The sequence below is a fragment of the Burkholderia sp. AU19243 genome (genome assembly GCF_018148075.1).
GTDB classification, from domain to species: Bacteria; Pseudomonadota; Gammaproteobacteria; order Burkholderiales; family Burkholderiaceae; genus Burkholderia; species Burkholderia latens_A.
The window spans coordinates 214437-239686 of record NZ_JAGSTV010000009.1 but is presented as its reverse complement, the minus strand read 5'-3'; the positions used below and the strand labels follow the sequence as shown (position 1 = coordinate 239686).

General features: G+C 65.6%; 19 protein-coding genes and 1 tRNA gene. 7 read left to right on the top strand and 13 right to left on the bottom strand.

The genetic code is table 11. The annotated features are described in order from the left end of the window. Positions 1-12: 12 nt before the first annotated feature. Complete coding sequence (locus KDW55_RS18885) at positions 13-807, bottom strand: CerR family C-terminal domain-containing protein (RefSeq protein ID WP_040139383.1); 795 nt, start codon at positions 805-807, stop codon at positions 13-15. 92 nt (positions 808-899) lie between these two features. Between KDW55_RS18885 and KDW55_RS18880 the strand changes: the two genes are divergently transcribed. From KDW55_RS18880 to KDW55_RS18865, 4 genes are all read left to right on the top strand, one after another. Then, positions 900-2018 carry an HlyD family secretion protein gene (locus KDW55_RS18880; RefSeq protein ID WP_040139382.1) on the top strand — a complete coding sequence of 373 codons (1119 nt, stop codon included), beginning with the start codon at positions 900-902 and terminating at the stop codon, positions 2016-2018. After that, positions 2011-3591 (top strand): MDR family MFS transporter, encoded by a 1581-nt coding sequence (locus tag KDW55_RS18875; RefSeq protein WP_212161598.1) that lies wholly within the window; start codon positions 2011-2013, stop codon positions 3589-3591. The genes KDW55_RS18880 and KDW55_RS18875 overlap by 8 nt, the downstream gene beginning before the upstream one ends. A 13-nt stretch (positions 3592-3604) precedes the next feature. Next, positions 3605-5092 carry an efflux transporter outer membrane subunit gene (locus KDW55_RS18870; protein WP_212161597.1) on the top strand — a complete coding sequence of 496 codons (1488 nt, stop codon included), beginning with the start codon at positions 3605-3607 and terminating at the stop codon, positions 5090-5092. Between the two features lie 767 nt (positions 5093-5859). After that, entirely contained in the window at positions 5860-7695 is a 1836-nt protein-coding gene (locus KDW55_RS18865; RefSeq protein WP_212161595.1) for a S53 family peptidase, read from the top strand. 79 nt (positions 7696-7774) lie between these two features. On the opposite strand, the gene KDW55_RS18860 is transcribed toward KDW55_RS18865, so the two are convergent. The 7 genes from KDW55_RS18860 to KDW55_RS18830 form a co-directional block, all read right to left on the bottom strand. Further along, positions 7775-9325, bottom strand: coding sequence for a phospholipase D family protein (locus KDW55_RS18860; protein WP_040139378.1), 1551 nt, complete (start codon positions 9323-9325; stop codon positions 7775-7777). A 282-nt stretch (positions 9326-9607) separates the two neighbouring features. Next, positions 9608-9686: transfer RNA gene (locus tag KDW55_RS18855), tRNA-Ile, on the bottom strand. A gap of 138 nt (positions 9687-9824) precedes the next feature. After that, positions 9825-12242, bottom strand: a complete 2418-nt coding sequence (rpoD, locus tag KDW55_RS18850; RefSeq protein WP_209822290.1) for an RNA polymerase sigma factor RpoD — start codon at positions 12240-12242, stop codon at positions 9825-9827. Positions 12243-12331: 89 nt separating this feature from the next. Continuing rightward, positions 12332-14206, bottom strand: coding sequence for a DNA primase (gene dnaG, locus KDW55_RS18845; protein ID WP_212161611.1), 1875 nt, complete (start codon positions 14204-14206; stop codon positions 12332-12334). A 70-nt stretch (positions 14207-14276) separates the two neighbouring features. Beyond that, on the bottom strand, positions 14277-14723 hold the full coding sequence (locus KDW55_RS18840) for a GatB/YqeY domain-containing protein (RefSeq protein WP_040139376.1): 447 nt from the start codon (positions 14721-14723) through the stop codon (positions 14277-14279). Between the two features lie 192 nt (positions 14724-14915). Continuing rightward, positions 14916-15128, bottom strand: a complete 213-nt coding sequence (gene rpsU, locus KDW55_RS18835; protein WP_006479415.1) for a 30S ribosomal protein S21 — start codon at positions 15126-15128, stop codon at positions 14916-14918. An 87-nt stretch (positions 15129-15215) separates the two neighbouring features. Continuing rightward, positions 15216-16445 (bottom strand): NAD(P)/FAD-dependent oxidoreductase, encoded by a 1230-nt coding sequence (locus KDW55_RS18830; RefSeq protein WP_226209339.1) that lies wholly within the window; start codon positions 16443-16445, stop codon positions 15216-15218. Between the two features lie 121 nt (positions 16446-16566). On the opposite strand from KDW55_RS18830, the gene tsaD reads away from it, so the two are divergent. After that, the gene (tsaD, locus tag KDW55_RS18825; protein ID WP_040139366.1) at positions 16567-17607 is read left to right on the top strand and encodes a tRNA (adenosine(37)-N6)-threonylcarbamoyltransferase complex transferase subunit TsaD; all 1041 of its coding nucleotides are present in this window, start codon (positions 16567-16569) and stop codon (positions 17605-17607) included. 167 nt (positions 17608-17774) lie between these two features. On the opposite strand, the gene folE2 is transcribed toward tsaD, so the two are convergent. The 4 genes from folE2 to KDW55_RS18805 form a co-directional block, all read right to left on the bottom strand. Beyond that, positions 17775-18584, bottom strand: coding sequence for a GTP cyclohydrolase FolE2 (folE2, locus tag KDW55_RS18820; RefSeq protein ID WP_040141007.1), 810 nt, complete (start codon positions 18582-18584; stop codon positions 17775-17777). A 156-nt stretch (positions 18585-18740) separates the two neighbouring features. Next, positions 18741-20645 (bottom strand): 1-deoxy-D-xylulose-5-phosphate synthase, encoded by a 1905-nt coding sequence (dxs, locus tag KDW55_RS18815; RefSeq protein ID WP_040139365.1) that lies wholly within the window; start codon positions 20643-20645, stop codon positions 18741-18743. Between the two features lie 81 nt (positions 20646-20726). Continuing rightward, a complete protein-coding gene (locus KDW55_RS18810; protein ID WP_059545305.1) occupies positions 20727-21611 on the bottom strand; it encodes a polyprenyl synthetase family protein in 885 nt (294 codons plus the stop codon). Further along, positions 21608-21901: an exodeoxyribonuclease VII small subunit gene (locus KDW55_RS18805; RefSeq protein WP_040139363.1), complete on the bottom strand. Its 294-nt coding sequence runs from the start codon at positions 21899-21901 to the stop codon at positions 21608-21610. Before KDW55_RS18805 ends, KDW55_RS18810 begins: the two co-directional genes overlap by 4 nt. 271 nt (positions 21902-22172) lie before the next feature. Between KDW55_RS18805 and KDW55_RS18800 the strand changes: the two genes are divergently transcribed. Both KDW55_RS18800 and KDW55_RS18795 read left to right on the top strand, forming a co-directional pair. After that, entirely contained in the window at positions 22173-23279 is a 1107-nt protein-coding gene (locus tag KDW55_RS18800) for an aromatic ring-hydroxylating dioxygenase subunit alpha (RefSeq protein WP_040139362.1), read from the top strand. A gap of 117 nt (positions 23280-23396) precedes the next feature. Then, positions 23397-24266: a sulfurtransferase gene (locus KDW55_RS18795; protein WP_069242737.1), complete on the top strand. Its 870-nt coding sequence runs from the start codon at positions 23397-23399 to the stop codon at positions 24264-24266. A 67-nt stretch (positions 24267-24333) separates the two neighbouring features. Here KDW55_RS18795 and KDW55_RS18790 read toward each other — a convergent pair whose 3' ends face one another. Then, positions 24334-25209, bottom strand: a complete 876-nt coding sequence (locus KDW55_RS18790; protein ID WP_059545302.1) for a dienelactone hydrolase family protein — start codon at positions 25207-25209, stop codon at positions 24334-24336. Positions 25210-25250: the final 41 nt, after the last annotated feature.

Here is a 25250-nt window from a genome sequence, read left to right as displayed (position 1 = left end):
TGATCTCCGCGCTCAGCGCGCGCTCTTCCTCGTGCGTTGAACGCGTTTCGATAGGTTCGCCGGCGCAGCCGAATTCGCACCCGCGCGCGGGTCGGCGCCCGCCGCGTCGCGCTGCGCATGCCAGTGTTCGAGGAGCACGCGTGTCTGTTCGGCAATGGTCGCCAGCACGAGCGCGCCGCCTTCTCCGTCGAAACTGTCCCAGTCGAGCAATTGCAGCGTCGAGCGGGGCACGAGGTGGAATACCGTCAGCTGTCCGAACAGGCTCATCGCGCGCAGTCGCGTGACCGGATCGTCTGCCGGCCGCCCCGAGATCCGGCCGATCAGTTCGGCACTTACGTCGTTGAGCGGCTTGCGCACGCGCTTCATCAGGATTTCCGTCGCGCCCGCCGGCTCCTGCCCGAGTTGCTCGCGCGCGAAGAACATCCGCTGCCCGAGCGTCTTCGGCACCGTGAACATCCGGTCGGCCAGCATCCGGAGAATGCCGATGAACGCGTCGATCAGCGCATCGACGTCCGCATCCGCATCCAGCACCGCCCGTGCATGCTCGACCGCCGGGCCGAGCACGCTCCAGCCGAGTTCGGCCATCGCGTCGACGCACGCGCGATAGACGCCTTCCTTGTTCTCGAAGTAGTACTGCAGCGCCGGTGCATTGACGCCCGCCTTTGCGGCGATGTCGCGCGTCGATGCACCGGCGAACCCGAATTCGCCAAACAGCTCGATCGCAGCGTCGATGATCCGCTGGCGCGTCTCGTCGCCGCGCGCATAGCCGCCTGCCGATGTGCGACGCAGCTTCTTCGCTTCGTTCATGCGTTCCTCGTCATTCGATCGATCGACATTCTACTTGACACAATTTTATCAACTGGAATAATTCTTCCGACCGGAATAAATTGGATAACCACATGTCCACGCAGCAAGACCCGCCATCGAAAGCAGATCGTCAGGAAACCGCATCATCGCCGCGCAACGGGGGCTCGAAGCGGCGCATCCTGATCGCCGTCGTCGTGGTCGCGGCGATCGGCGGCGCCGTATGGTTCGGCCGCTGGTGGACTGTCGGCCGCTTCATCGAAAGCACCAACGACGCGTACCTGCAGGCCGACAACATGACGGCCGCGCCGAAAGTCGCCGGTTACGTGACCGACGTCTACGTGCGCGACAACCAGACCGTGAAAGCCGGCGACCCGCTCGTGCGTCTCGACGTCCGCCAGTACCAGGTCGCGCTCGCGCAATCGACCGCGACCGTCGACGCACGCCGTGCCGACATCGCTCGCGCCGAAGCGGAGATCGGCCAGCAGCGCGCGAACCTCGAGCAGGCCGAAGCGCAGGCGAAGGTTTCTCGGATCAGCGCGCGGCACGCGAGCGACGAGTACGCGCGCTATGCGCCGCTCGCGGCGACCGGTGCCGAAACGCATGAGCACGTCGCGGATTTGAAGAGCACGCGCGACCAGGCCGCCGCGACGCTTGCGGCGAACCTTGCGGCGATCGCCGCGGCCCGCACGCAGATCGCATCGTTCACCGCGCAGTTGCAACAGGCGCGCGCGCAGCTCGAAGCGGCGCAGGCCAGCGCCGCGCAGGCCCAACTGGATCTCGACAACACGATCGTGCGCAGCACGCTCGACGGCCGCGTCGGCGACCGCACGGTGCGCGTCGGCCAGTACGTGCAGCCCGGCACGCGACTGTTGACCGTCGTGCCGGTGGATTCGATCTACCTCGTCGCGAACTTCAAGGAAACGCAGATCGGCCGGATGCGCATCGGCCAGCCGGTCGAGCTGCACGTCGATGCGCTGCCGGATGACACACTCACCGGCACCGTCGACAGCTTCGCTCCGGGCACCGGCGCGCAATTCGCGCTGCTGCCGCCCGAGAACGCAACCGGCAACTTCACGAAGATCGTGCAGCGCGTCCCGGTGCGCATCCGCCTCGCCGCGAACGCGCGAGCGCAACGGATGCTGGTGCCCGGGCTGTCCGTGACCGTCGACGTCGATACGCGTTCGGACGGCGCCGGGAAGCAACATGGCTGACGCCGCAAACACCGCCTCGCCGCACGAAGGCCGCGCGAGCGTCACCGACTGGATCGCGGTCGCCGCCGGTGCGCTCGGCGCGTTGATGGCGACGCTGGACATCTCGATCACGAACTCCGCGCTGCCGCAGATCCAGGGCGAAATCGGCGCGACCGGCACCGAAGGCACGTGGATCTCGACCGGCTACCTGATGTCGGAAATCGTGATGATCCCGCTTGCCGCATGGCTCACGCGCGTATTCGGACTCCGCAACTTCCTGCTGACGAATGCGGCGCTGTTCATCGCGTTCTCGATGATGTGCGGGTGGTCGAACTCGCTCGCGATGATGATCGCCGGACGCATCGGCCAGGGCTTCACCGGCGGCGCGTTGATCCCGACCGCGCAAACCATCATCCGGACGCGGCTGCCGCTGTCGCAGTTGCCGGTGGGGATGACGCTGTTCGGACTGATCGTGCTGCTCGGCCCGCTGTTCGGCCCCGTGCTCGGCGGCTGGCTCGCGGAGAACGTCAGCTGGAGCTGGTGCTTCTTCCTGAACCTGCCGGTGTGCGCGGTGCTGATGGCGCTGCTGGTGTTCGGACTGCCGTCGGACAAGCCGCAATGGCAAACGTTCTTCAACGCGGACTGGCTCGGGATCGCGGGCCTCGCGATCGGGCTGAGTTCGCTGACGGTCGTGCTCGAGGAAGGTCAGCGCGAACGCTGGTTCGAGTCGCACATGATCGTCACGCTCAGCTACGTGTCGCTCGCCGGGATGATCCTGATCGCGCTGTCACAACGCTTCGCGAAACGGCCGATCATGCGCCTGTCGCTGATGCGCAATCCGCGTTATGCCAGCGTGATCGTGATCGTGTCCGCGGTCGGCGCGGGTTTGTACGGCGTGTCGTACCTGCTGCCGCAGTTCCTCGCTATCGTGGCGGGCTACAACGCGGAGCAGGCGGGCGCAATCATGCTGCTGTCGGGCCTGCCCGCGTTTCTCGTAATGCCGATCCTGCCGCGCCTGCTCGGCAAGGTCGACTTCCGCATTCTCGTCATCTCGGGGCTGCTGCTGTTCTGCCTGAGCTGCATGCTCGACATCAGCCTCACCGCACAGAGCGTCGGCCACGACTTCGTATGGTCGCAACTCATTCGCGGCGTCGCGCAGATGCTTGCGATGATGCCGCTGAACCAGGCATCGATGGCGGCTGTCGCGCGCGAGGATTCCGGCGACGCGGCCGGGCTCTACAACATGGCGCGCAATCTCGGCGGCTCGATCGGGCTCGCGATCATCGGCACCGTAATCGACCGGCGTACGACCTTCCATGCGGCCGCGATTCGCGAATCGGTGAGCGCGAATTCGCTGATCGGGCAGGAGCGGCTGTCCGCCTATGCGGCGAACTGGTTCGCACATACGGGCGACCTCGCCTATTCGAACCTGCGCGCGCTCGGCCAGCTTGCCCAGCAAATCCAGATCCAGGCCATCGTGATGACCTACTCCGAAACTTTCTACGTGCTCGGCCTCGCGCTGCTCGCGTGCGTGCCGCTCGCGATGCTGCTGAAGACACCGCGCGGCCCGCAGCCGACATCGTCCGGCCACTGAACCTTCTTACGCGATGAAGCCCCTCTCCTCGCCTCGCCATCCTGTGCTTGCGCTGTGCGCAGCCGCATGCGTGCTCGCCGGCTGTACCGTCGGCCCCGACTACCGCGGCGCGCCTGCGGCACCCGACGCACCGGTCTTCGTACGGGCGCCGGCAACGGGCATCGATACCGCCGCCCCCGCACCGAGCGCATGGTGGCATGCGCTCAACGATCGCCAGCTCGACGACCTGATCGCCGCCGCGCTCGCGCACAACCCCGATCTGCATGCGGCGCGGGCACGGCTGCGCGCCTCGCGTGCGCAGCTGGTGCAACAGCGTGCGGCGCAGCTGCCGAAATCATCGGCGACCGTCGCCGCGATCCGCACGCGCGAGCCCGACGTCAGCGCGCTCGGCACGTTGTTGCCGTCCGGCAACTCGAGCCAGCCGGGCAGTGCGTCACCGTCGTCAGGCGGTACCGGTCCGCTGCAGCTCTTTTCGGCCGGCTTCGACGCAACATGGGAAATCGACCTGTTCGGCGGCACGCGCCGCGCGGTGGAAGCGGCGTCCGCGCAAGCCGAAGCCGTCGACGCCGACCTCGCCGACACGCAGGTATCGATCGCGGCCGAAGTCGCGACCGCGTACATCGATCTGCGCGACCGGCAGCAGCGGCTCGCGCTGTCGCGGCGCACGGCCGAGCTGCAACAGCGGATGCTCGAACTCACGCAGCAGCGCCGTGCACGCGGTGTCGCGGCCGATGCGGACATCGAACGCTTGACCACGCAAGTCGAGAACACGCGTGCGTCGTTGATCCCGCTCGATGCGCAGGTGACCGAGTCGCTCGACCGGCTCGCGATCCTGACCGGGCGGCCACCCGGTGCGCTCGACGCGGCGCTGTCGGCATCGGGCACGCCGCTGCCGACGCTGCCCCGCAGCGTGCCGGTCGGCGATCCGGCCGCGCTGCTAAAGCAACGTCCCGACATTCGCGCAGCCGAGCGCCGGCTCGCATCGAGCAACGCGCAGATCGGCGAGCACATCGCCGACTATTTCCCGAAGGTCACGCTGCTCGGCGATCTCGGCTTCAGCGCGAGCGACCCCGGCCACCTGTTCCGCAAGCAGAACTTCACGTGGGTCGGCGCGCCGTATCTGCAATGGAACATCCTCGACTTCGGCCGCACGCGCGGTGCGGTGCGCGCAGCCGAGGCGTCGCGTGACGAAGCGGAAGCGAACTACCGAAAGACCGTGCTCGGTGCGTTGCAGGACGCGAACACCGCACTCCAACGCTATGGGCACCAGCGCGAACACGTCGTCGCACTCGCCAACGTGCAGACGTCGGCCACGCATTCGGCCACCCTGATCGACCAGCGTTATCGTGCCGGTGTCGCGTCGATGATCGATCTGCTCGATACGCAGCGCGAAGCGCTGGCCGCGCAGCAGAACGTGATCGCGGGCCAGGCGGAATTGCTCAAGGACTACGTATCGCTGCAGAAGAGCCTCGGGCTCGGGTGGCAAACGCACGCGGGATGATTGATGCACGACGCGGCCGGCCACGCCAGCGGCTTGCCGGTTCGATCGCCGTGCCCGTCAATTCCCCCCTTTCTGCATAAAAGACGCGAACCGGCGCCGTCACCGCCGAGCGCATCAACGCAGCCAATGGGCGCGCGATCGAACGCACATTACGAATCGATTCGTCAATGATCCAGCGTTCTGAGTCTTTATTGCACGTCGAATCGGCTTTGAAAATTACAAATCCCCCGCCACTTTTCAAAATCATTTCGCCTTATTCGGTTTAATTTTGTTTCATATAATCAGAAAAAGTTTGACACCGAACTTTCGTTCTTGATACCGTCCGATGCAAGCAATCTGACGAATTGCAACACCCGCAAACGATTCCGCTCGACGCAGTTCGCTTTCGCCGCACCGAAATTTCCGCCGCCGGCCACGTCGTGATCCGTCGGCACCCGATATGCCGATGCACATCACCAGGCGGTTGCCGTCCGGCAGCAGGCCGAAGGACCGAATCGAATGAGCAGGACACCGAAACTGTTGCTCTAGCCTCCCTGCCGGCGTCAGGCCAGCCGGCGCGGCCGCCCCGCATCGCGGTGCGGCACTCCCTTTATCAGGCATTCCAGCATTTCACCCCCGGAGGGTCACCGTCTATCCGGATCGGGTGAAAGGCCCCGTCGCGCCCACGCCATCCGCATGGGTACGGCGGAAACCGGCGGCGCATAATCCGCGCCGTCGTCGATTGCAGTCGTTCGTGCAGTTCGATGTTCAACCGGAGGGGTAATTCAATGAATCAGGTTGCTCACAAGAAACAAAAGCACATTCGCATCGTCAAGCTCGCGCTCGCCGCCGCAGCTGTCGCGTCGTTCGGCATGGCGACGGTCCATGCCGCACCGGCCGCCGGCTGGACCGAAACGCGCACCAAGGGATTCCTGCCGCTCGTCCAGCAAGCCGAAAGCGGCAGCACCGCCGGGACGCCGGCGGCCAGCACCGCTGCTGCGGCCGCTGCCGCGACCGAGATGGCGCCCGGCGAATCGGTCGACATCGTGCTCGGGCTGAACCTGCGCAACGAGGCACAGCTTGACCAGTACCTGCGCGATCTGCACACGCCCGGATCGTCGCACTACAGGCAGTTCCTCACGTCGGCCCAGTTTGCCGCGCAGTACGCACCGACCGATCAACAAGTCGCGTCCGTCGTCGCGCACTTGCGCAAGGCCGGCTTCGTCAACATCGTGGTCGCGCCGAACCGCCTGCTCGTGTCCGCGTCGGGCACCGCGGCAACGGTCAAGTCGGCGTTCCGCACGACGCTCAAGCGCTTCACGCACAATGGCCGGAGCGTATACGCGAACAGCGATGCCGCACAGGTGCCGAACGCGATCGGCGGCATCGTCGGCGCCGTGTTGGGCCTGCAGAACGTCGAGCTCGTGCATACCGGCGCCGGCGGCACGCCGCAGGGCAACACCAGCAACCTGACGATTCCCGCGGGCGCCTCCGCGGTTCCGCACAATCCGACCGAGTTCTCGTCGATCTATGGTGGCGACGGCACGCCGAACGCATCGCAAACCACCGTCGGCGTCATCTCCGAAGGCGACCTGTCTCAAACGGTCAGCGACCTGAACACGTTCGCCGCGAGCAACGGTCTCGGCACGATCAGCAGCAGCGTCGTGCAGACCGGCCCGTCGGGCAGTTCGTACACCGATACATCCGGCACCGTCGAATGGAACCTCGACAGTCAGTCGATCGTCGGCGCGGCCGGCGGCAGCGTGAAGCAGGTCGTGTTCTATGTCGCGCCGTCGATGACGCTCACCGCGATCACCGCCGCATACAATCGGGCGGTGAGCGACAACGTCGCGAAGGTCATCAACGTGTCGCTCGGTGTGTGCGAATCGTCCGCATACAGCACGGGCTCGCAGGCGACAGACGACACCATTTTCAAGCAAGCAGTCGCACAGGGGCAGACCTTTTCCGTGTCCGCCGGCGATCACGGCGCGTACGAATGCGCGAGCGGCAAGCCGTCGCGTTCGACCTACACCGTCAGCGAACCGGCGACATCGCCGTACGTGATCGCGGTGGGCGGCACGACGCTGTTCACCAATACGTCGACCAACGCGTACGACAGCGAAGTCGTGTGGAACGATCCGAGCTGGCAGTCGGGCACCGTGTGGGCGACGGGTGGCGGTTACAGCAAGTACGAGGCCGCGCCGTCGTGGCAATCGTCGGCGCTCACCGGTTCGACGAAGCGCGCACTGCCGGACGTCGGCTTCGACGCCGACCTGCGCACCGGCGCGATCCTCGTGGTGAACGGCAAGACGTCCGACACGCTGTGGGGTGCGGGTTACCTGAACAATGAAGGCGGCACGAGCCTCGCCGCGCCGATCTTCACCGGCATCTGGGCGCGGCTGCAATCGGCGAACAACAATGCGCTCGGGTTCCCCGCGTCGAGCATCTACAAGTACTTCCCGGCCAACGCGACGCTGGTGCACGACGTGACGTCCGGCAACAACGGCAGCGGCGGCTACGGCTATAACGCGAAGGCGGGCTGGGACGCGACGACGGGCTTCGGCAGCGTGAACATCTCGAAACTGAACACGTTCATCCAGAGCACGTCGGATTTCGCGCGCTGATGTTGCGATGACGGGCGGTTCCGGGCAAGAAGGTGCGCACGTCCGGAACCGCGTGCGCGGCCGTCGCGGCCTGCAGAGGTCAGAGCTGCGATTCGATCGGGAACAGGCCGAGAAACCAGACCTCGATGCGCCGCGCCGGCGACACCTCCGGCTCGTGATCGAGTTCGGTCACGTTGCCGTTGTCGTCGGTCTGAATCCACTTGAGCTGTCCGTTCCCGGGCGGATCGGTCCGAGCCTCGACGCGCCACGCGATTCGATCGAGCCGCGGCTCGAGATCGTTCGCGACCTCGGATGCGATCGCCGGGCTCTCGCAATAGACGCCGATCTCGGTGTTCAGATTCAGCGAGCGCGGATCGAGATTCATCGAGCCGATGAAGATGCTCTTGCGATCGAATACGTATGTCTTCGCGTGCAGCGACGCGCGCGACGACCCGATGATGACCTGCTTCGAGATGCTCCGGTCGCCGGACGGCCGCCGCTCGTAGAGCCGCACGCCGGCGTCGACGAGTTCGCGCCGGTAGCGCCGGTAACCGGCATGCACGGCTGCGACGTCGGTGGATGCGAGCGAGTTGGTCAGGATCGTCACGCGCACGCCGCGCGCGGTCAGCGCACGCAGCCGCTCGATCATCTCGCTGCCGGGCACGAAATACGGCGACACGATCAGCAGTTCCTGCTCGGGTCGCAGCGCGAGCGCGCGCAATTGCGGCATCAGGTGCCCTTCACTGTCCTTCGGTGCGCGCGCGATCTTCGCCGGATCGTCGTAGAGCACCGTCGCATGCCCCCACGACAGGTCCGTGCCCTGGCCATGGATGATCTGCCCGAGCCGCTGGTGCGCCTCGAGCACGTACGGATTGTCCTCCATCGCGCGCAGGTAGTCGCGCAACCGTTCCCGCTCGCGATCGAGGCCGCCCGGCGGCGCGTCATGGCCGACGAGCGCGCTGATCGAAAACGCATACGGCGAGTTCCAGAACGTATCGAACTCGGTCGAGATGTCGTTCACGACGGGGCCGTGCACGACCACGTCGAGATCGCCGAATTCGAGCATCGACGACGCGCCGAAGTATTCGTCGCCGATATTGCGGCCCCCGACGATCGCGGCCTGATTGTCCGCGATCATCGCCTTGTTGTGCATGCGCCGGTTCACGCGCGAGAACTCGAACACCGTGCCGATCTTCTTGAAGCTGCGCGTCGCGACCGGATTGAACAGCCGGATCTCGATGTTCGGATGCGAGCTGATCTCGAGCAGCTTTCGGTCGTCCGCGTTCGTACCCAGATCGTCGAGCAGCACGCGCACGCGCACGCCGCGGTCGGCCGCGCGCATCACCGCGTCCGCGAGTTCGTGTCCGGTCAGGTCGTCGTGCCAGATGTAGTACTGCAGGTCCAGCGAGCGGTCCGCGCGATCGGCGAGCAGCACGCGCGCATCGAGCGCGTCGACCGGATCGCGCAGCAGATGAAACGCGTCCTGCCCCGGATGAGCATCGGCCTGCCGACGGAACGCGAGCCCGAGGCGGGTGTTCGCGGTGTCGGTGTACGCATGCGTCGGCACGCGATCGGTCTGTGGCGGCAGGCTCGCACATGCGGCAAGCATCAGCAACGACAGAATCGCACTCCACGAACGCAGCATGGTCATGATGGACGCCCCTCTCTGTCGGGCGAAGTCGGTTTGTGTTTGTTCTGGCGGCCGCGCGAAGCGCGGCGCCTGGCGTCGGTTCGCGCGGTCGACGGACGCCGATCTCGATCGCGGATACCCGAACGCACTACAGCATACTTCGATTGATATCGGGACAGCACGTGCGGCGTGATTCCCCGGTGGCGGCGATACGACATCATGCGGCGCGCCAAAGAAAAAACCCGCGAAGCCTTGCGGCATCGCGGGTTTGGCGGCTTCCTCGAACGACCGTGGAAGCGAATCTGGTGGGCCCCCCGGGAGTCGAACCCGGCACCAACGAATTATGAGTTCGCTGCTCTAACCAAGCATGAGCTAGGGGCCCAAATGGGTAGCACCGCGTGTTACGCGCTGCGCCGGCAATGAAGCCGGGCCGGCATTGTAACAACAAAGAGGATCAAGAGCACAAACGCCACCGGCATCACATGGACACCGGCGGCGTTCGCAGGTGAGACGCCGGAAATCAGTTCCCTTCGAGGAACGACTTCAGCTTGTCGGAACGGCTCGGGTGACGCAGCTTGCGCAGCGCCTTCGCCTCGATCTGACGGATCCGCTCGCGGGTGACGTCGAACTGCTTGCCGACTTCCTCGAGCGTGTGGTCCGTGCTCATCTCGATGCCGAAGCGCATCCGCAGCACCTTCGCCTCGCGCGGCGTCAGCGAATCGAGCACGTCCTTCACGACGTCACGCATGCTCGCATGCAACGCCGCATCCGCCGGCGCGACCGTGTTGTTGTCCTCGATGAAGTCGCCGAGATGGGAATCGTCGTCGTCGCCGATCGGCGTTTCCATCGAGATCGGTTCCTTCGCGATCTTCATGATCTTGCGGATCTTGTCTTCCGGCATCTCCATCTTCTCGGCGAGCGTTGCCGGATCCGGCTCGAGACCGGTTTCCTGCAGGATCTGCCGCGAGATGCGGTTCATCTTGTTGATCGTCTCGATCATGTGAACCGGAATGCGGATCGTGCGCGCCTGGTCCGCGATCGAACGCGTGATGGCCTGGCGGATCCACCACGTCGCATAGGTCGAGAACTTGTAGCCGCGACGGTATTCGAACTTGTCCACCGCCTTCATCAGGCCGATGTTGCCTTCCTGAATCAGGTCGAGGAACTGCAGGCCACGGTTCGTGTACTTCTTCGCGATCGAGATCACGAGACGCAGGTTGGCCTCGGTCATTTCACGCTTCGCCTGGCGCGCCTTCAGTTCGCCGGCCGCCATCTGACGGTTGGTTTCCTTCAGGTCCTTCAGCGGCAGCACGACGCGCGCCTGCAGGTCGAGCAAACGCTGTTGCTGTTCGCGAATCGCCGGGATGTTGCGCGACAGGACCGCGCTGTACGGATGACCTTCGGCCGCGATCTTCTCGGCCCAGTCGAGATCCGTCTCGCTGCCCGGGAAGCGCGCGATGAATTCCGAACGCGGCATCCCGCACTTGTCGACGACGATGTGCAGGATCTGACGCTCGACCTGACGCACTTCGTCCACTTGCGCACGCAGCGTGTCGCACAGACGCTCGACCGTGCGCGCAGTGAAGCGGATCGTCATCAGCTCGCTCTGGATCGTTTCCTGCGCCTTCAGGTAGGACTTCGACTTGTAGCCTTCCTTCTCGAACGCGCGGCGCATCTTGTCGAACCACTCGCTGATCTGCGCGAACTTTTCGAGCGATGCGCGCTTGAGGGCCTCGAGCTGGGCGGCGTTGGCCGACGCCTGCGCGGCGCCGTCATCGTCCTCCTCTTCCTCTTCTTCCTCTTCCTCTTCTTCTTCCTCGTCCTCGTTCTCGATCGCTTCGGCTTCCTTCGCGGAGAAACCGTCGGTGTCCGCGGCATCCGCCGCATTCGGATCGAGCAGGCCGTCGACGAGCTCGTCGACACGGATCTCTTCGTTCGCGACACGCTCGGCCATCGCGAGGATGTCGGCAATCGTCGTCGGGCACGCGGAAATCGCCATCACCATGTGGCGCAGGCCGTCTTCGATCCGCTTCGCGATCTCGATTTCGCCTTCGCGCGTGAGCAGCTCGACCGTGCCCATCTCGCGCATGTACATCCGGACCGGATCGGTCGTGCGGCCGAATTCCGAATCGACGGTCGACAGTGCGACTTCCGCCTCTTCCTCGACTTCATCGTCCGACGACGCGGCCGGCGCGTTGTCGTTCAGGAGCAGCGTTTCCGCGTCCGGCGCCTGCTCGTAGACCGCCACGCCCATGTCGTTGAACGTGCCGATGATGCCCTCGAGGGCTTCGGTTTCGGTGAAGTTGTCCGGCAGGTGGTCGTTGATTTCGGCATACGTGAGGAAGCCGCGCTCCTTGCCGAGCTTGATCAGCGCGCGCAGCTTCACGCGGCGCTCTTCGAGCTCCTCGGCCGTACCGGGCGTGCTCGTCGCGAACGCTTCCTTCAGCAGCGCCTTTTCCTTGGCGCGACGATCGCGCACCTTGGATTTGCCCGGAGCAGCCGCGGCTGCGGGCTGCTCGTCGCTCTGATTTGCGTCGTCATCGACGGATACTTCGTTCAGCTTTTTGGTCATGGAGTTCGCCGTACCGGCTATATCGACTCGCGGCTGCTGGACGACAGCCGGTTGAACCGTGGGTGCATGAGTAGTACGTACTGCCGTTTCGTCCGCGGCGGCAGTCGTGTCCCTTGCGCTTTTCGCACTTGCCCGCTTCGCCGCCGGCTTGGCCGGCCCGGAGTCGGGTCTCGCGGCAGCCCTGGATCTGGCTGCCGGCGCCGGCGCAGCCTGAGCAGTGCCGGCCGCGGTTTTCTTTCCTGCAGGGGCTGACGTGGCTGAAGACGTTGCCCTGGTGGAAGAAGCAGACTTGGCCGCTGTGACCTTTTTGGTCGGCTCCGTCGAGCCCTTGCCTGTTGCTTTCTTTCCGCCTGTCGTCTTTGCCATCGCGATTCTCGCCTCTGCTTGGAAAACAAACCGCTGGAAACCTTATATTATAGCACGCTGGGGAGCCCCTCTCTCGGCGCCCCGGCCGCCTACAGCCCGAGCCGACGCTTCATGTCGGTTCGCTGCTGGTTCAATTCCGTCAATTCCGCCAGTTCCTCGGGTGTAAACGTGGATTGCCGCGCGAGCCGGTCGAGCCGGTCGCAGCAGGCGTCATAGCGCATCTTGAGCACCGCCGCCTGCAGTTCCTCCCCCGCGATCCGTTCCTGCTCGCGCTGCCGTTCGGACACCGACTCGTCTTCCGAATTCTGTAACAGCAAATCGCGGACGTTTTCATCATAGTCCAGAATTTCGCGGAAGATTTCCTCGTAAGTCGCCGCGTTCGATGACGTTCGCAGGACATCCGACAGCAGCCGGAACTCCGCGCCGTCGCCCAGCGCACGCGCGTGATCGACGACTTCGGCAAACAGCTCCCCGATGCGCGGAAGCGCGCGCAGGGTCGCAAGCTGATCGTCGTCGAGCTGCGTCGCGATCCGCGGATGCATCACCAGCGTACGCAACGCCCGCTTTTCGCTGTCCGTCACACGCCGCCGCTCGCTGCGCGCGGGCGCCTGGCGCGCCGGCGCGGCAATGCGCGCATCAACGTCGCACAGCGCCGCAACCTCCTCGAACGGAATGTCGAGGCGGTCGGCGAACATGTGCATGATCTGCGCGCGCAGAGCGTTCGCCGGCAGCGCCTGCAGCAGCGGCTTCGCGTCGAACAGCGCCTTCGCGCGCCCTTCCGGCTGATCAAGCGCCTTGCCGGCAATTGCTTCGTTCAACAGAAATTGCGACAGCGGCATCGCGCGTTCGACCTGTTCGGAAAACGCTTCCGCGCCGAATTCGCGTACGTAGCTGTCCGGATCGTGTTCGGGCGGCAGGAAAAGGAATCGGATCGTCCGGTTGTCCGCCGCATGCGGCAGGCACGCCTCGAGTGCGCGGCGCGCCGCACGCCGGCCGGCCGAGTCGCCGTCAAAGCTGAAAATGACCGTATCGGTCTGCCGCAGCAGCTTTTGCACGTGGATCGGCGTACACGCGGTGCCGAGCGTCGCGACCGCGTTCGGAAAGCCGAGCTGCGCGAGCGCGACGACGTCCATGTAGCCTTCGACGACCAGCACGTACTTGCGCTCGCGGATCGCGAGCCGCGCCTCGAACAGCCCGTACAACTCGCTGCCCTTGTTGAACAGCGGCGTTTCGGGCGAGTTCAGATACTTCGGCTCGCCGCTGCCGAGCACGCGGCCGCCGAACCCGATCACCTGCCCCTTCACGTTGCGGATCGGGAACATGATTCGCTCGCGAAACCGGTCGTAGCGCCGCGCGACACCTTGCCCGTCGGTCTTCTCGCTGACGATCACGAGCCCCGATTCGACCAGCGAATCGTCGCGGTAGTCGGGGAACGCGGCTTCGAGGTTCTGCCAGCCGTCGGGCGCGTAGCCGAGCCCGAAACGCGCGGCGATCTCGCCGGTCAGGCCCCGGTTCTTCAGGTACTGGATCGCGACCGTCGCGCCGCGCAATTGCTTGCGGTAGTAGTCGCACGCGGCCGACATCACGTCGGACAGCGCGGTCGCGACCGATTTCGACACGGGCGCCGGATAATCGCCGCCCGCGCCGCCTGCGCCCCCGCCGCGCATCGACGGTTCGTGCGGCACCGTCAGCCCGACCGACTGCGCGAGTTCCTGCACGGCCTCGGGGAACGTCAGCCCCGCATGCTCCATCAGAAAACCGATCGCGGTCCCGTGCGCGCCGCACCCGAAGCAGTGATAGAACTGCTTGGTCGGGCTGACGGTGAACGATGGGCTCTTTTCGTTGTGGAACGGGCACAACCCCATGAAGTTGGCGCCGCCCTTCTTGAGCTGCACGTAACGGCCCACCACGTCGACGATATCGACGCGGTTCAGCAAATCCTGCAGGAACGAATGCGGAATCACCGTGGGATCGAGCGAAAAGAGACGATACGACGCCTCCGGCGCGCGCATGCGACGCGCCGGAAAGCAGGTTTTACTTGGACAGCGCGGCCTTGACCTGCGCGGAAACGGCCGTCATGTCGGCACGGCCGGCGAGCTTGCCCTTCAGCACGCCCATCACCTTGCCCATGTCCTGCGGGCCGGCCGCGCCCGTTGCCGCGACCGCGGCCTGGACTTCGGCGGCCACTTCGGCGTCCGACAGCTGCGCGGGCATGTACGCGCCAAGCACGGTCAGCTCGGCCTGCTCCTTCGCGACGAGATCGTCGCGGCCGGCAGCCTGGAACTGGCTGATCGAATCCTTGCGCTGCTTGATCATCTTGTCGATCACGGCGGTGATGCCGGCGTCGTCGAGGGTCACCCGATCGTCGACTTCGCGCTGCTTGATCGCGGCCAGCAGCAGGCGAATCGTCGCCAGACGCTCGCTTTCCTTCGCGCGCATCGCGGCCTTCATGTCTTCGCTGATCTGCTCTTTCAAACTCATCTTGCACCCGGGATGAAAACGTGACTTCGACGCCCGTGAACGGACGTCAACACAAAAACCCGCTTGGGACTATGTCTCAAGCGGGTTGCTCGAATCCGGCATCGGCGGCCTTCGCACGCTTGCCTCCGATCGAAGCCGATCGTGCGGCGGGCGCCGGTGCGCCGCTCAGCGAACCGCGCGGCGCTCAATCGTTCAGTACAGCTTCTTCGGCAACGTCTGGCTGCGGATGCGCTTGTAATGACGCTTCACCGCAGCAGCCTTCTTGCGCTTGCGCTCGGCGGTCGGCTTCTCGTAGAACTCCCGCGCACGAAGCTCGGTCAGCAGACCGTTCTTCTCGATCGTGCGCTTGAAGCGACGCATGGCGACTTCGAACGGCTCGTTTTCTTTAACGCGAATGATCGTCATGATCCGACACGAATAAAGGTTTGCAGGGAAGACTTACTAGTATAGCAGAGCGCCGCGTGAAGACATAAGAGGCGGCCGACCCGCGCGTCAGCCCCCGCGCGCGAACTCGGCGGCCGCCTGGCCCGCCGCCGTGCCCGAGGCCCATGCCCACTGGAAGTTGTAGCCGCCGAGCCAGCCCGTCACGTCCACTGCCTCGCCGATGAAGAACAGCCCCGGCACCCGCGCACTCATCATCGTCGCCGACGACAGTTCGCGCGTGTCGACACCACCCTTCGTCACTTCGGCCTTCTTGTAGCCTTCGGTGCCGTTCGGCGTCAACGTCCAGCCGGACAACGCGTCGCCGATCTGGCGCAGCGTCTTGTCGGGCAGGTCCGCGAGCCGCGCATCGGCCGCGACGCGATGCGCGTCGAGCCATACGTGCGCGAGCCGCGACGGCACCCAGTCCGCGAGCAGCGAGCCGATCTGCCGCTTCGACGTGCGCTTCGCGTCGAGCAGGTCGGCCACGACGTCGCGCTGCGGCAGCAGGTCGACGCGGATCGGATCGCCGGGCTGCCAGTAGCTGGAGATCTGCAGGATGCCCGGGCCCGACAGACCGCGATGCGTCAGCAGCAAATCCTCGACGAATTCGCCGCCGCGCCTGCGGTCGCCGGTCGACACGCGCACTTCGAGCGACACGCCGGACAGCGCCGCGAACGGCGCCCAGTCCTGCGGCGCGAACGTGAGCGGCACAAGCGCCGGACGCGTGTCGACGAGCTTGTGGCCGAACTGCTTCGCGAGCCGATAGCCGAAGTCGGTCGCGCCGATCTTCGGGATCGACAGGCCGCCGGTCGCGACGATCAGCGCGCGCGCGCGGATCGGCCCCGCCTGCCGGGTGTCGAGCGTGAAGCCGTCGGCCGGCGCATGCCGCACCGCGTCGACGACCACCGGGCGGCGCCACGCGATGCCGCCGGCATCGCATTCGTGCTTCAGCACGTCGATGATTGCGTCGCTGCCGTGGTCGCAGAACAGCTGCCCCTTGTGCTTTTCGTGCCACGTGACGTGATGGCGCTTCAGCAGCCCGAGAAAATCGCGCGGCGTGTAGCGTGCGAGCGCCGAGCGCGCGAAATGCGGATTCGACGACAGGTAGTTGTCGGGGCCCGCGTAAAGATTCGTGAAATTGCAGCGGCCGCCGCCCGAGATGCGGATTTTCTCGGCGAGCCGCGGCGCGTGGTCGATCAACACCACGCGGCGGCCAAGTTGCCCGGCAACCGCGGCGCTCATCATCCCGGCGGCGCCTGCGCCGATCACGGCGATGTCATAAGTTTCCATGGCGCGGATTGTACCTGCCCGGCCCTCGGACGGGCGCCGCCATCAGCGGCGACCTCCCCCCGCTGATATAATTTCCGGTTACGTTGACCTTCCTTCGGCGCGCTCGAACCGGCGCGCCCCGCCCCGACCCATGCTCGTTCTCGGCATCGAAAGCTCCTGCGACGAAACCGGCCTCGCGCTCTACGACACGCAGCGCGGCCTGCTCGCGCACGCGCTCCATTCGCAGATTGCGATGCACCGCGAATACGGCGGCGTCGTGCCCGAACTCGCATCGCGCGACCACATCCGCCGCGCGCTGCCGCTGCTCGAGGAAGTGATGGCGCAAAGCGGCACGCGTCGCGACGACATCGACGCGATCGCGTTCACGCAAGGCCCTGGCCTTGCCGGTGCACTGCTGGTCGGCGCGAGCATCGCGAACGCGCTCGCGCTCGCATGGAACAAGCCGACAGTCGGCATCCATCACCTCGAAGGCCATCTGCTGTCGCCGCTGCTCGTCGACGAGCCGCCGCCGTTCCCGTTCATCGCACTGCTGGTATCGGGCGGCCATACGCAGTTGATGCGCGTGACCGACGTCGGCGTGTACGAAACGCTCGGCGAAACGCTCGACGACGCGGCGGGCGAAGCGTTCGACAAGACGGCGAAGCTGATCGGCCTCGGCTATCCGGGTGGCCCGGAAGTCTCGAAACTTGCGGAAACCGGCACGCCGGGCGCGGTCGTGCTGCCACGGCCGATGCTGCATTCGGGCGATCTCGATTTCAGCTTCAGCGGCCTGAAGACGGCCGTGCTCACACAGATGAAGAAGTTCGAGGCGGCGAAGCTCGAAGGCGAAGCGCTCGAACGCGCGAAGGCCGACCTCGCGCGCGGCTTCGTCGACGCGGCCGTCGACGTGCTCGTCGCGAAATCGCTCGCCGCGCTGAAGAAGACGAAGCTCAAGCGCCTGGTGGTGGCCGGCGGCGTCGGCGCGAACCGCCAGTTGCGCGCGGCGCTGTCGGCCGCCGCAGTCAAACGCGGGTTCGACGTGCACTATCCCGATCTTGCGCTCTGCACCGACAACGGCGCGATGATCGCACTCGCCGGCGCGCTGCGGCTTGGCCGCTGGCCTGAACAGGCGAATGCCGACTACGCGTTCACGGTCAAGCCGCGCTGGGATCTCGCGTCGCTTGCGCGCTGAGTCACGCAGCGCGATGTCGCGCCGAGTCACCGAGTCGCTGAGTCACTGAACCGCTCCGATCGAGCCTCGTCCGAAAAACAGAATGGCCGCTCAAATTCGAGCGGCCATTTTTTTCATTGCAGCGGCAATACGGCGCTGCCACACGGCAGCACAGTGCACGCCCGACGTTACGCTGCGTGTCGCTTGTCCCGCTCGATCAGCGCATACGCGCTGTGATTGTGAATCGACTCGAAGTTCTCGGCCTCGAGCACGTATGCGACCACGCGCTCGTCAGCATCGAGACGCTGCGCGACGTCGCGCACGAGATCCTCGACAAACTTCGGGTTTTCGTATGCACGCTCCGTGACGAACTTCTCGTCCGGACGCTTGAGCAAGCCCCACAGCTCGCACGATGCTTCCTCTTCCGCGATGCGGATCAGCGCCTCGACGGGCAGGTCGGCCGCGAGTTCGGCGTCGATCGTCACGTGCGAGCGCTGGTTGTGCGCGCCGTACTGCGAGATCTTCTTCGAGCACGGGCACAGGCTCGTCACCGGCACGAGCACCTTCAGGAATACGCGCGTTTCGCCGTTGCGGCTCTCGCCCGCGAGCGTCACTTCGTAGTCGAGCAGGCTCTGCACGCCCGATACCGGCGCCGTCTTGCTCACGAAGTACGGGAACGTGACCTCGATACGGCCGGCTTCGGCCTCCAGCTTCTCCAGCATCGACGCGAGCATCGCGCGAAAACGCGCGACGGTCAGCGGCGCGCGGTTCTCTTCGAGCAGCGCGACGAAGCGCGACATGTGCGTGCCCTTCTGATCGGCGGGCAGGCGCACGTCGAGGTTCCAGACGCCGACGCTCGGCTGCACGTCGCCGCTTTCGGTGCATACCGTCAACGGATGCCGGACCGCCTTCACGCCCACGCGCTGAATCGGAATCTGGCGGGTATCCACCGTGCTCTGCACGTCGGGCATCACGAAGGCGGGATTCATCTGGTTCATCTTGTTTTCAATCCTTGTAAGCCGCGCGTTCGACGACGCGCACGCCGCGTCACGCGGCAGCCGGAAAAGCAACATGGGCCCGCAGGCCCATGTTTTCCGCATCAATGTTGACCGGTTGCGCCAGTCGCATCGACGCCGCCCGGAGGCGGCGCCAGCTTATGCGACGCGCTTCGCCTGACCGGCGACATCGGCCGCGGGGCTCAGGAAGCGTTCGCGAATCGATTTCGCGATGCCTGCACCGTCGAGACCGCATTGCGACAGCAGCTTCGCGGGATCGCCGTGATCGATGAACTGGTCAGGGAGGCCCAATTGTAGTACGGGCCGGATAACCCCACTCTCCATCAGGGCTTCGACGCAGGCAGAACCCGCGCCGCCCATCACGCAACCTTCCTCGACGGTGACGAGATAGTCGTGCGTCTGCGCGAGTTCGCGCACGAGCGCCGCATCGACGGGCTTCACGAAGCGCATGTTCGCGACCGTTGCGTCGAGCTCGTCGGCGGCGGCCAGCGACGGTGCGACCATCGTGCCGAACGCGAGAATCGCAACGCGCTTGCCTTCCGGCTGCGCGGTACGGCGACGCACTTCGCCCTTGCCGAGCGGGATCTCGGTGAATTCCTTCACCGTCGCCACGCCCGTGCCCGCGCCGCGCGGGTAACGCACCGCAGTCGGGTTCGGCTGCTGAAGCGCCGTATGCAGCATCTGGCGGCATTCGTTTTCGTCGGACGCCGCCATGATCGTCATGTTCGGGATGCAGCGCATGAACGCGAGATCGTACGCACCCGCATGCGTCGCGCCATCGGCGCCGACGAGGCCGGCGCGGTCGATTGCGAACACGACCGGCAGGTTCTGCAGCGCGACGTCGTGGATCAGCTGGTCGTACGCACGCTGGAGGAACGTCGAGTAGATCGCGACGACAGGCTTCAGCCCTTCGGTCGCGAGGCCGCCCGCGAACGTGACGGCGTGCTGCTCGGCGATGCCGACGTCGTAGTAGCGATCCTTGAAGCGCTTCTCGAACTCGACCATGCCCGAGCCTTCGCGCATCGCGGGTGTGATGCCGACGACGCGCGAATCGCGCTCGGCTTCATCGCACAACCACTCGCCGAACACCTGCGTGTACGTCTTCTTCGCCGGGGTGGCCGACGGCTTGATGCCTTCGGCCGGATTGAACTTGCCGGGGCCGTGATAAAGCACGGGATCGGCTTCGGCGAGCTTGTAGCCCTGCCCTTTCTTCGTCACAACGTGCAGGAATTGCGGGCCGCGCAGCTCGCGGATGTTCTGCAGCGTCGGGATCAGCGAATCGAGATCGTGACCGTCGATCGGGCCGATGTAGTTGAAGCCGAACTCCTCGAACAGCGTGGCCGGCACGACCATGCCCTTCGCGTGCTCCTCGAGCTTGCGCGCGAGTTCGAGCACCGGCGGCGCGACGCTCAGCACGCGCTCGACGCCGGCGCGCGCGGCCGCGTAGAAACGGCCCGACATCAGCCGCGCGAGATGGCGGTTCAGCGCGCCGACCGGCGGCGAAATCGACATGTCGTTGTCGTTGAGGATCACGAGCAGCTTCGCATCCTCCGAAACGCCCGCGTTGTTCATCGCCTCGAACGCCATGCCGGCTGTCATCGCGCCGTCGCCGATCACCGCGATCGAGAAGCGGTCGTCGCCGTTCAGCTGGCTGCCGATCGCCATGCCGAGCGCGGCCGAGATCGACGTGCTCGAGTGCGCGGTGCCGAACGTGTCGTATTCCGACTCGCTGCGGCGCGGGAAACCCGAGATGCCATCGTACTGGCGCAGCGTGTGCATCTGGTCGCGGCGGCCCGTCAGGATCTTGTGCGGGTAGGTCTGGTGACCCACATCCCAGACGATCCGGTCGTTCGGCGTGTTGAACACGTAGTGCAACGCGATCGTCAGCTCGACCGTCCCGAGGTTGGACGACAGATGGCCGCCCGTCTTCGACACGCTGTCGAGCACGAACGCGCGCAGTTCATCCGCGAGCGGTTGGAGTTGGCGACGATCGAGGCGGCGCAGATCCGCCGGGTCGTCGATGGTTTTCAGCAAGTCGTACATCGTCGTTCCATTGTAGGAAATCAAACGCGCCCGCATTCTGTTGCACGCACCGTAGCGTGTGCGCGGCGGCGGGCTTTCGCGTCAGCTGACCCGGTTCACCACCAGGTCGGCAAGTTCGGCGAGACGCTGTGCGCGCGCGCCGAACGGTTTCAGCGCGTCGTGCGCTTCGGCGCGCAGCTGTGCTGCGAGCTCGCGCGATGCGTCGAGGCCGAGGATCGATACGTAGGTCGGCTTGTCGTTCGCCGCGTCCTTGCCGGCCGTCTTGCCGAGCGTGGCGGAATCCGTCGTGACGTCGAGAATGTCGTCGACGACCTGGAACGCCAGACCGACGGCGCCCGCGTAGACGTCGAGTGCAGCCATCGCTTCCGCCGACGGCGTGTCGCCCGCCAGCGCACCCATCCGCACGGCCGCGCGCAGCAGCGCGCCCGTCTTCATCCGGTGCATCGTCTCGAGCTGCTCGCGCGTCAGCTTGAGCCCGACGCTCGCCAGGTCGATCGCCTGCCCGCCGGCCATGCCGATCGAGCCGCTCGCCAGCGCCAGCTCGCGCACGAGCGCGGCCTGCTGTGCGGGCGACAGCGCGGCGGCATCCGTCAGCGCGACGAACGCCTGCGACTGCAGCGCGTCGCCGACCAGCAGCGCCGTCGGCTCGTCGTACTGCACGTGCACGGTCGGCTTGCCGCGCCGCAACGCGTCGTCGTCCATGCACGGCATGTCGTCATGCACGAGCGAATAGACGTGGATCATCTCCAGCGCCGCCGCCGCCGCGTTGCGCGCCGCCTCCGTCGCGCCGGTCAGTTCGCCTGCTGCATGGCACAGCAGCGGGCGAACGCGCTTGCCGCCGCCGAGGACCGCGTAGCGCATCGCTTCGTGGAGTTGCGTGGGCACCACGTTGTCGGCCGGCAAATAGTGGCCGAGTGCGTCCTCGACACGGTCGAGCACGGACCGCATCCATTGTTCGAATGTCATAGATCGTCGTCTTCGCCGTCCGTGGCGGCCGTTCCGGATGACAGCGGCTTCAGCGTCGCGCCGTCGAGCACGCGAACCTGCTGTTCCACTTTCTCCAGCTGCTGTTGGCAAAACGCAACGAGGGTCGCACCGCGGCGATATGCGGCGAGCGAATCCTCGAGGCTCAACGCGCCGCCTTCCATCCGGGCAACCAGCGTCTCGAGTTCCGCGAGCGCCGTTTCATAGTTGTCCGGCAACGGTTCGGTGCCGTTGCCGGGCGGGGTGGCGCCTGGGGATGCGGTTTTCGCCATGGACGAGGGTGTCAAATTTCAAAACAAGTCGGACATTCTACGGCAAAAGAGAAATTTTCGACCTGCCGACTTGGGCACCCTGCCCCGCGCTCCGGCCCCTTGCCAGGCACACATTGTGCGCCCATCGGTCGCACCCCGACAAAAAATTGACACAAATCAGGCACTTAATCCTGGCCTTGCGGGGCGAACCGGGTATAATTCTCCGTTTCCCTAAATCGATTTTTCGATGGTTGGGTTGTTCACTGCTTTCACGCTAACACCGGGAGTGGGAATGTCCAATCTGAGCGATGCGCTTCAGTTGAAGTCGGCTCACAGCCAGCTTCCAGTCACTGCATATTTCGATGAGGCGCTGCTTGAGCGCGAGATCGAAACCCTCTTCAAGAAAGGACCTCGTTACGTCGGGCACGAATTGATGGTGCCCGAGGCGGGGGATTATTTTGCGCTGCCGTCCGAAAAGGAAGGCCGCGTGCTGGTCCGCAATCAGGCGAACCAGATCGAACTGCTGTCGAACGTGTGCCGTCACCGCCAGGCGATCATGCTGAACGGGCGCGGCCGCACGCAGAACATCGTGTGTCCGCTGCACCGCTGGACGTACGATCTGGAAGGCCAGCTGCTCGGCGCGCCCCACTTCCCCGACAAGCCGTGCCTGAATCTCGGCAAGAGCCCGCTGCAGAACTGGCAGGGGTTGCTGTTCGAGGCCGAAGGCCGCAACGTCGCGCGCGATCTCGCGAACCTCGGCACGAAGCATCACTTCGATTTCTCCGAGTACTTGTTCGATCACGTCGAAGTGCACGAGTGCGATTACAACTGGAAGACGTTCATCGAGGTGTACCTCGAGGATTACCACGTCGTCCCGTTCCACCCGGGCCTCGGCAGCTTCGTGTCGTGCGACGATCTCAAGTGGGAGTTCGGCGACTGGTACAGCGTGCAGACGGTCGGCGTCCATAACGCGCTCGCGAAACCGGGCAGCGCGACCTACCAGAAATGGCACGAGCAGGTGCTCAAGTTCCGCAACGGCGTACCGCCGGAGTTCGGCGCGATCTGGATGGTCTATTACCCGGGCCTGATGATCGAGTGGTATCCGCACGTGCTCGTCGTGTCGTGGCTGATCCCGCGCGGGCCGCAAAAGACGACCAACATCGTCGAGTTCTATTACCCCGAGGAAATCGCGCTGTTCGAGCGCGAGTTCGTCGAGGCCGAGCGCGCCGCGTATATGGAGACGGCCGTCGAGGACGACGAAATCGCGATGCGGATGGACGCGGGCCGCCGGGCGCTGATGGCGCGCGGCGAATCGCAGGTCGGCCCGTACCAGAGCCCGATGGAAGACGGCATGCAGCACTTCCACGAGTTCCTGCGCCGCCAGCTCGGCGATCTCTGATCCTGCATGCGGCGCACCGGCGCCGCGCGGGATCGGGCACATGAAAAGACGGGTTTCGGCCCGTCTTTTTTTGTTTAGACTTGGAGTATCGGGCCGTTTGCACTCCAGGGAGCCGTCATGCCACATACCCACTACACCACGCTCATCTCCGCAGCGAATCTCGCGGAGCGTCTGGCCGCGGCGCCGGGCAGCGTCGTCGTATTCGATTGCCGCTTCGACCTCGCCGATCCGGGCGCGGGCGAAGCCGCCTATGCAGCCGGCCATATTCCGGGCGCGCAGTATCTTCATCTCGACCGTGACCTGTCCGGCCGCAAGACCGGCACCAACGGCCGCCACCCGCTGCCGACGCGCGACGCATTCGCGACGCTGATGGCGAGCCGCGGCGTCAAGCAGGGCCAGCAGGTCGTTGCCTACGACGCGCAAGGCGGCGCCTATGCGGCGCGGCTGTGGTGGCTGCTGCGGTGGCTCGGGCACGATTCCATCGCGGTGCTCGACGGCGGCCTGCAGGCATGGGAAGCGGCCGGTCAGCCGCTGACCACGGACGTGCCGCACCCGGCCGCGGGCGACTTCCGCGCGGGGGCGCCGCTCGAATCGACCGTCGACGCGGCAGCCGTGCTCGCGAACGTGACGTCGGGGAGCCGCGTCGTGATCGATGCGCGCGCGCCCGATCGCTATCGCGGCGAAAACGAAACGATCGATCGCGTCGGCGGCCACATTCCCGGCGCGCGCAACCGCTTCTTCAAGGACAACCTGAGCGCCGACGGCCGCTTCAAGACCGGCCATGAATTGCGCGAGACATTCACCGCGCTCCTGGCCGGCACCGAGCCGAACAACGTGATCCTGCAATGCGGGTCGGGCGTGACCGCATGCCACAACGCGCTCGCACTGGAGGTCGCGGGGCTGCATGGCGCGTCGCTTTATCCGGGCTCGTGGAGCGAATGGAGCGCCGATCCGTCGCGACCGATCGCAACCGGCCCGACTCCATAAGCAACCGACGCGGCACGACGACGATGTCGCGGTCGATGAAGCGGCGGCCGGCGCCGCCGCTCGTCGCTCACATCACACCGTACTTGTGAAACCACTCGATCGCGCGCTTCCAGCCGTCCTCGGCATCGCCTTTCACGTAGCTCGGCCGATAGTCGGCGAAGAATGCGTGACCGGCATCCGGATACACGACGATCTCCGACTGCCGCGCGAGCGGTGAATCGCTCGTCTGGATCGCCTTGCGCATGTCGGCGAGCGATGCCTGCGTGATGTTCGTATCCTTCTCGCCGTACAACCCGAGCACCGGCACCTTCAACAACGACGCGTGGTCGACCGGATTGAACGGCGTCATCTCGTCGGTCTTGCCTTCGACGAACCCATACCACGCGACGGCCGCCCGCACATGCGGATTGTGCTCCGCATACAGCCACGCCTGGCGCCCGCCCCAGCAGAATCCCGTCACGCCGAGACGCGACAGGTCGCCGCCGTTCTTGCCAGCCCACGCGACGGTCGCATCGAGATCCTCGGTCACCTGACGGTCCGGCACCTTGCTGATGATGTGGTCGTACAGTTCCTTCATCGTCGGGTACTTCGCCGCATTGCCCTGCCGCGCGAACAGGTCGGGCGCGATCGCCAGATAGCCGAGCTTCGCGAAGCGGCGGCACACGTCCGCGATATGCGCATGCACGCCGAAGATTTCGTGAATCACGATGACGACCGGCAGGTTCGTCTTGTCGACCGGCTGCGCGCGGTACGCGGGGATGCTCGCGTCGCCCGAGCGGATCTCGATGGTGTCGACGTCCAGCCCGGCGCTGTCGGTGGTGACCGTCTGCGCCGACACAGGCAGCACCGCCGCCGCGAAGGTGCCGCCCAGCGCGGCCTGCATGAATTTGCGGCGCGAGAACGGGACGTGGGGAACCAGGCTGTCGACTTCGGGTTTCAACATGAATGCACTCCTCGATTGGCGCCGCCGCCACGGCCGCGGAT

What these genes read in the sequence shown, in the direction of transcription:
- KDW55_RS18885 (WP_040139383.1), bottom strand. Translation starts at nt 807, where the DNA reads ATGAACGAAGCGAAGAAGCTGCGTCGCACATCGGCAGGCGGCTATGCG.
- KDW55_RS18880 (WP_040139382.1), top strand. Translation starts at nt 900, where the DNA reads ATGTCCACGCAGCAAGACCCGCCATCGAAAGCAGATCGTCAGGAAACC.
- KDW55_RS18875 (WP_212161598.1), top strand. Translation starts at nt 2,011, where the DNA reads ATGGCTGACGCCGCAAACACCGCCTCGCCGCACGAAGGCCGCGCGAGC.
- KDW55_RS18870 (WP_212161597.1), top strand. Translation starts at nt 3,605, where the DNA reads ATGAAGCCCCTCTCCTCGCCTCGCCATCCTGTGCTTGCGCTGTGCGCA.
- KDW55_RS18865 (WP_212161595.1), top strand. Translation starts at nt 5,860, where the DNA reads ATGAATCAGGTTGCTCACAAGAAACAAAAGCACATTCGCATCGTCAAG.
- KDW55_RS18860 (WP_040139378.1), bottom strand. Translation starts at nt 9,325, where the DNA reads ATGACCATGCTGCGTTCGTGGAGTGCGATTCTGTCGTTGCTGATGCTT.
- rpoD (WP_209822290.1), bottom strand. Translation starts at nt 12,242, where the DNA reads ATGGCAAAGACGACAGGCGGAAAGAAAGCAACAGGCAAGGGCTCGACG.
- KDW55_RS18840 (WP_040139376.1), bottom strand. Translation starts at nt 14,723, where the DNA reads ATGAGTTTGAAAGAGCAGATCAGCGAAGACATGAAGGCCGCGATGCGC.
- rpsU (WP_006479415.1), bottom strand. Translation starts at nt 15,128, where the DNA reads ATGACGATCATTCGCGTTAAAGAAAACGAGCCGTTCGAAGTCGCCATG.
- tsaD (WP_040139366.1), top strand. Translation starts at nt 16,567, where the DNA reads ATGCTCGTTCTCGGCATCGAAAGCTCCTGCGACGAAACCGGCCTCGCG.
- folE2 (WP_040141007.1), bottom strand. Translation starts at nt 18,584, where the DNA reads ATGAACCAGATGAATCCCGCCTTCGTGATGCCCGACGTGCAGAGCACG.
- dxs (WP_040139365.1), bottom strand. Translation starts at nt 20,645, where the DNA reads ATGTACGACTTGCTGAAAACCATCGACGACCCGGCGGATCTGCGCCGC.
- KDW55_RS18810 (WP_059545305.1), bottom strand. Translation starts at nt 21,611, where the DNA reads ATGACATTCGAACAATGGATGCGGTCCGTGCTCGACCGTGTCGAGGAC.
- KDW55_RS18805 (WP_040139363.1), bottom strand. Translation starts at nt 21,901, where the DNA reads ATGGCGAAAACCGCATCCCCAGGCGCCACCCCGCCCGGCAACGGCACC.
- KDW55_RS18800 (WP_040139362.1), top strand. Translation starts at nt 22,173, where the DNA reads ATGTCCAATCTGAGCGATGCGCTTCAGTTGAAGTCGGCTCACAGCCAG.
- KDW55_RS18795 (WP_069242737.1), top strand. Translation starts at nt 23,397, where the DNA reads ATGCCACATACCCACTACACCACGCTCATCTCCGCAGCGAATCTCGCG.
- KDW55_RS18790 (WP_059545302.1), bottom strand. Translation starts at nt 25,209, where the DNA reads ATGTTGAAACCCGAAGTCGACAGCCTGGTTCCCCACGTCCCGTTCTCG.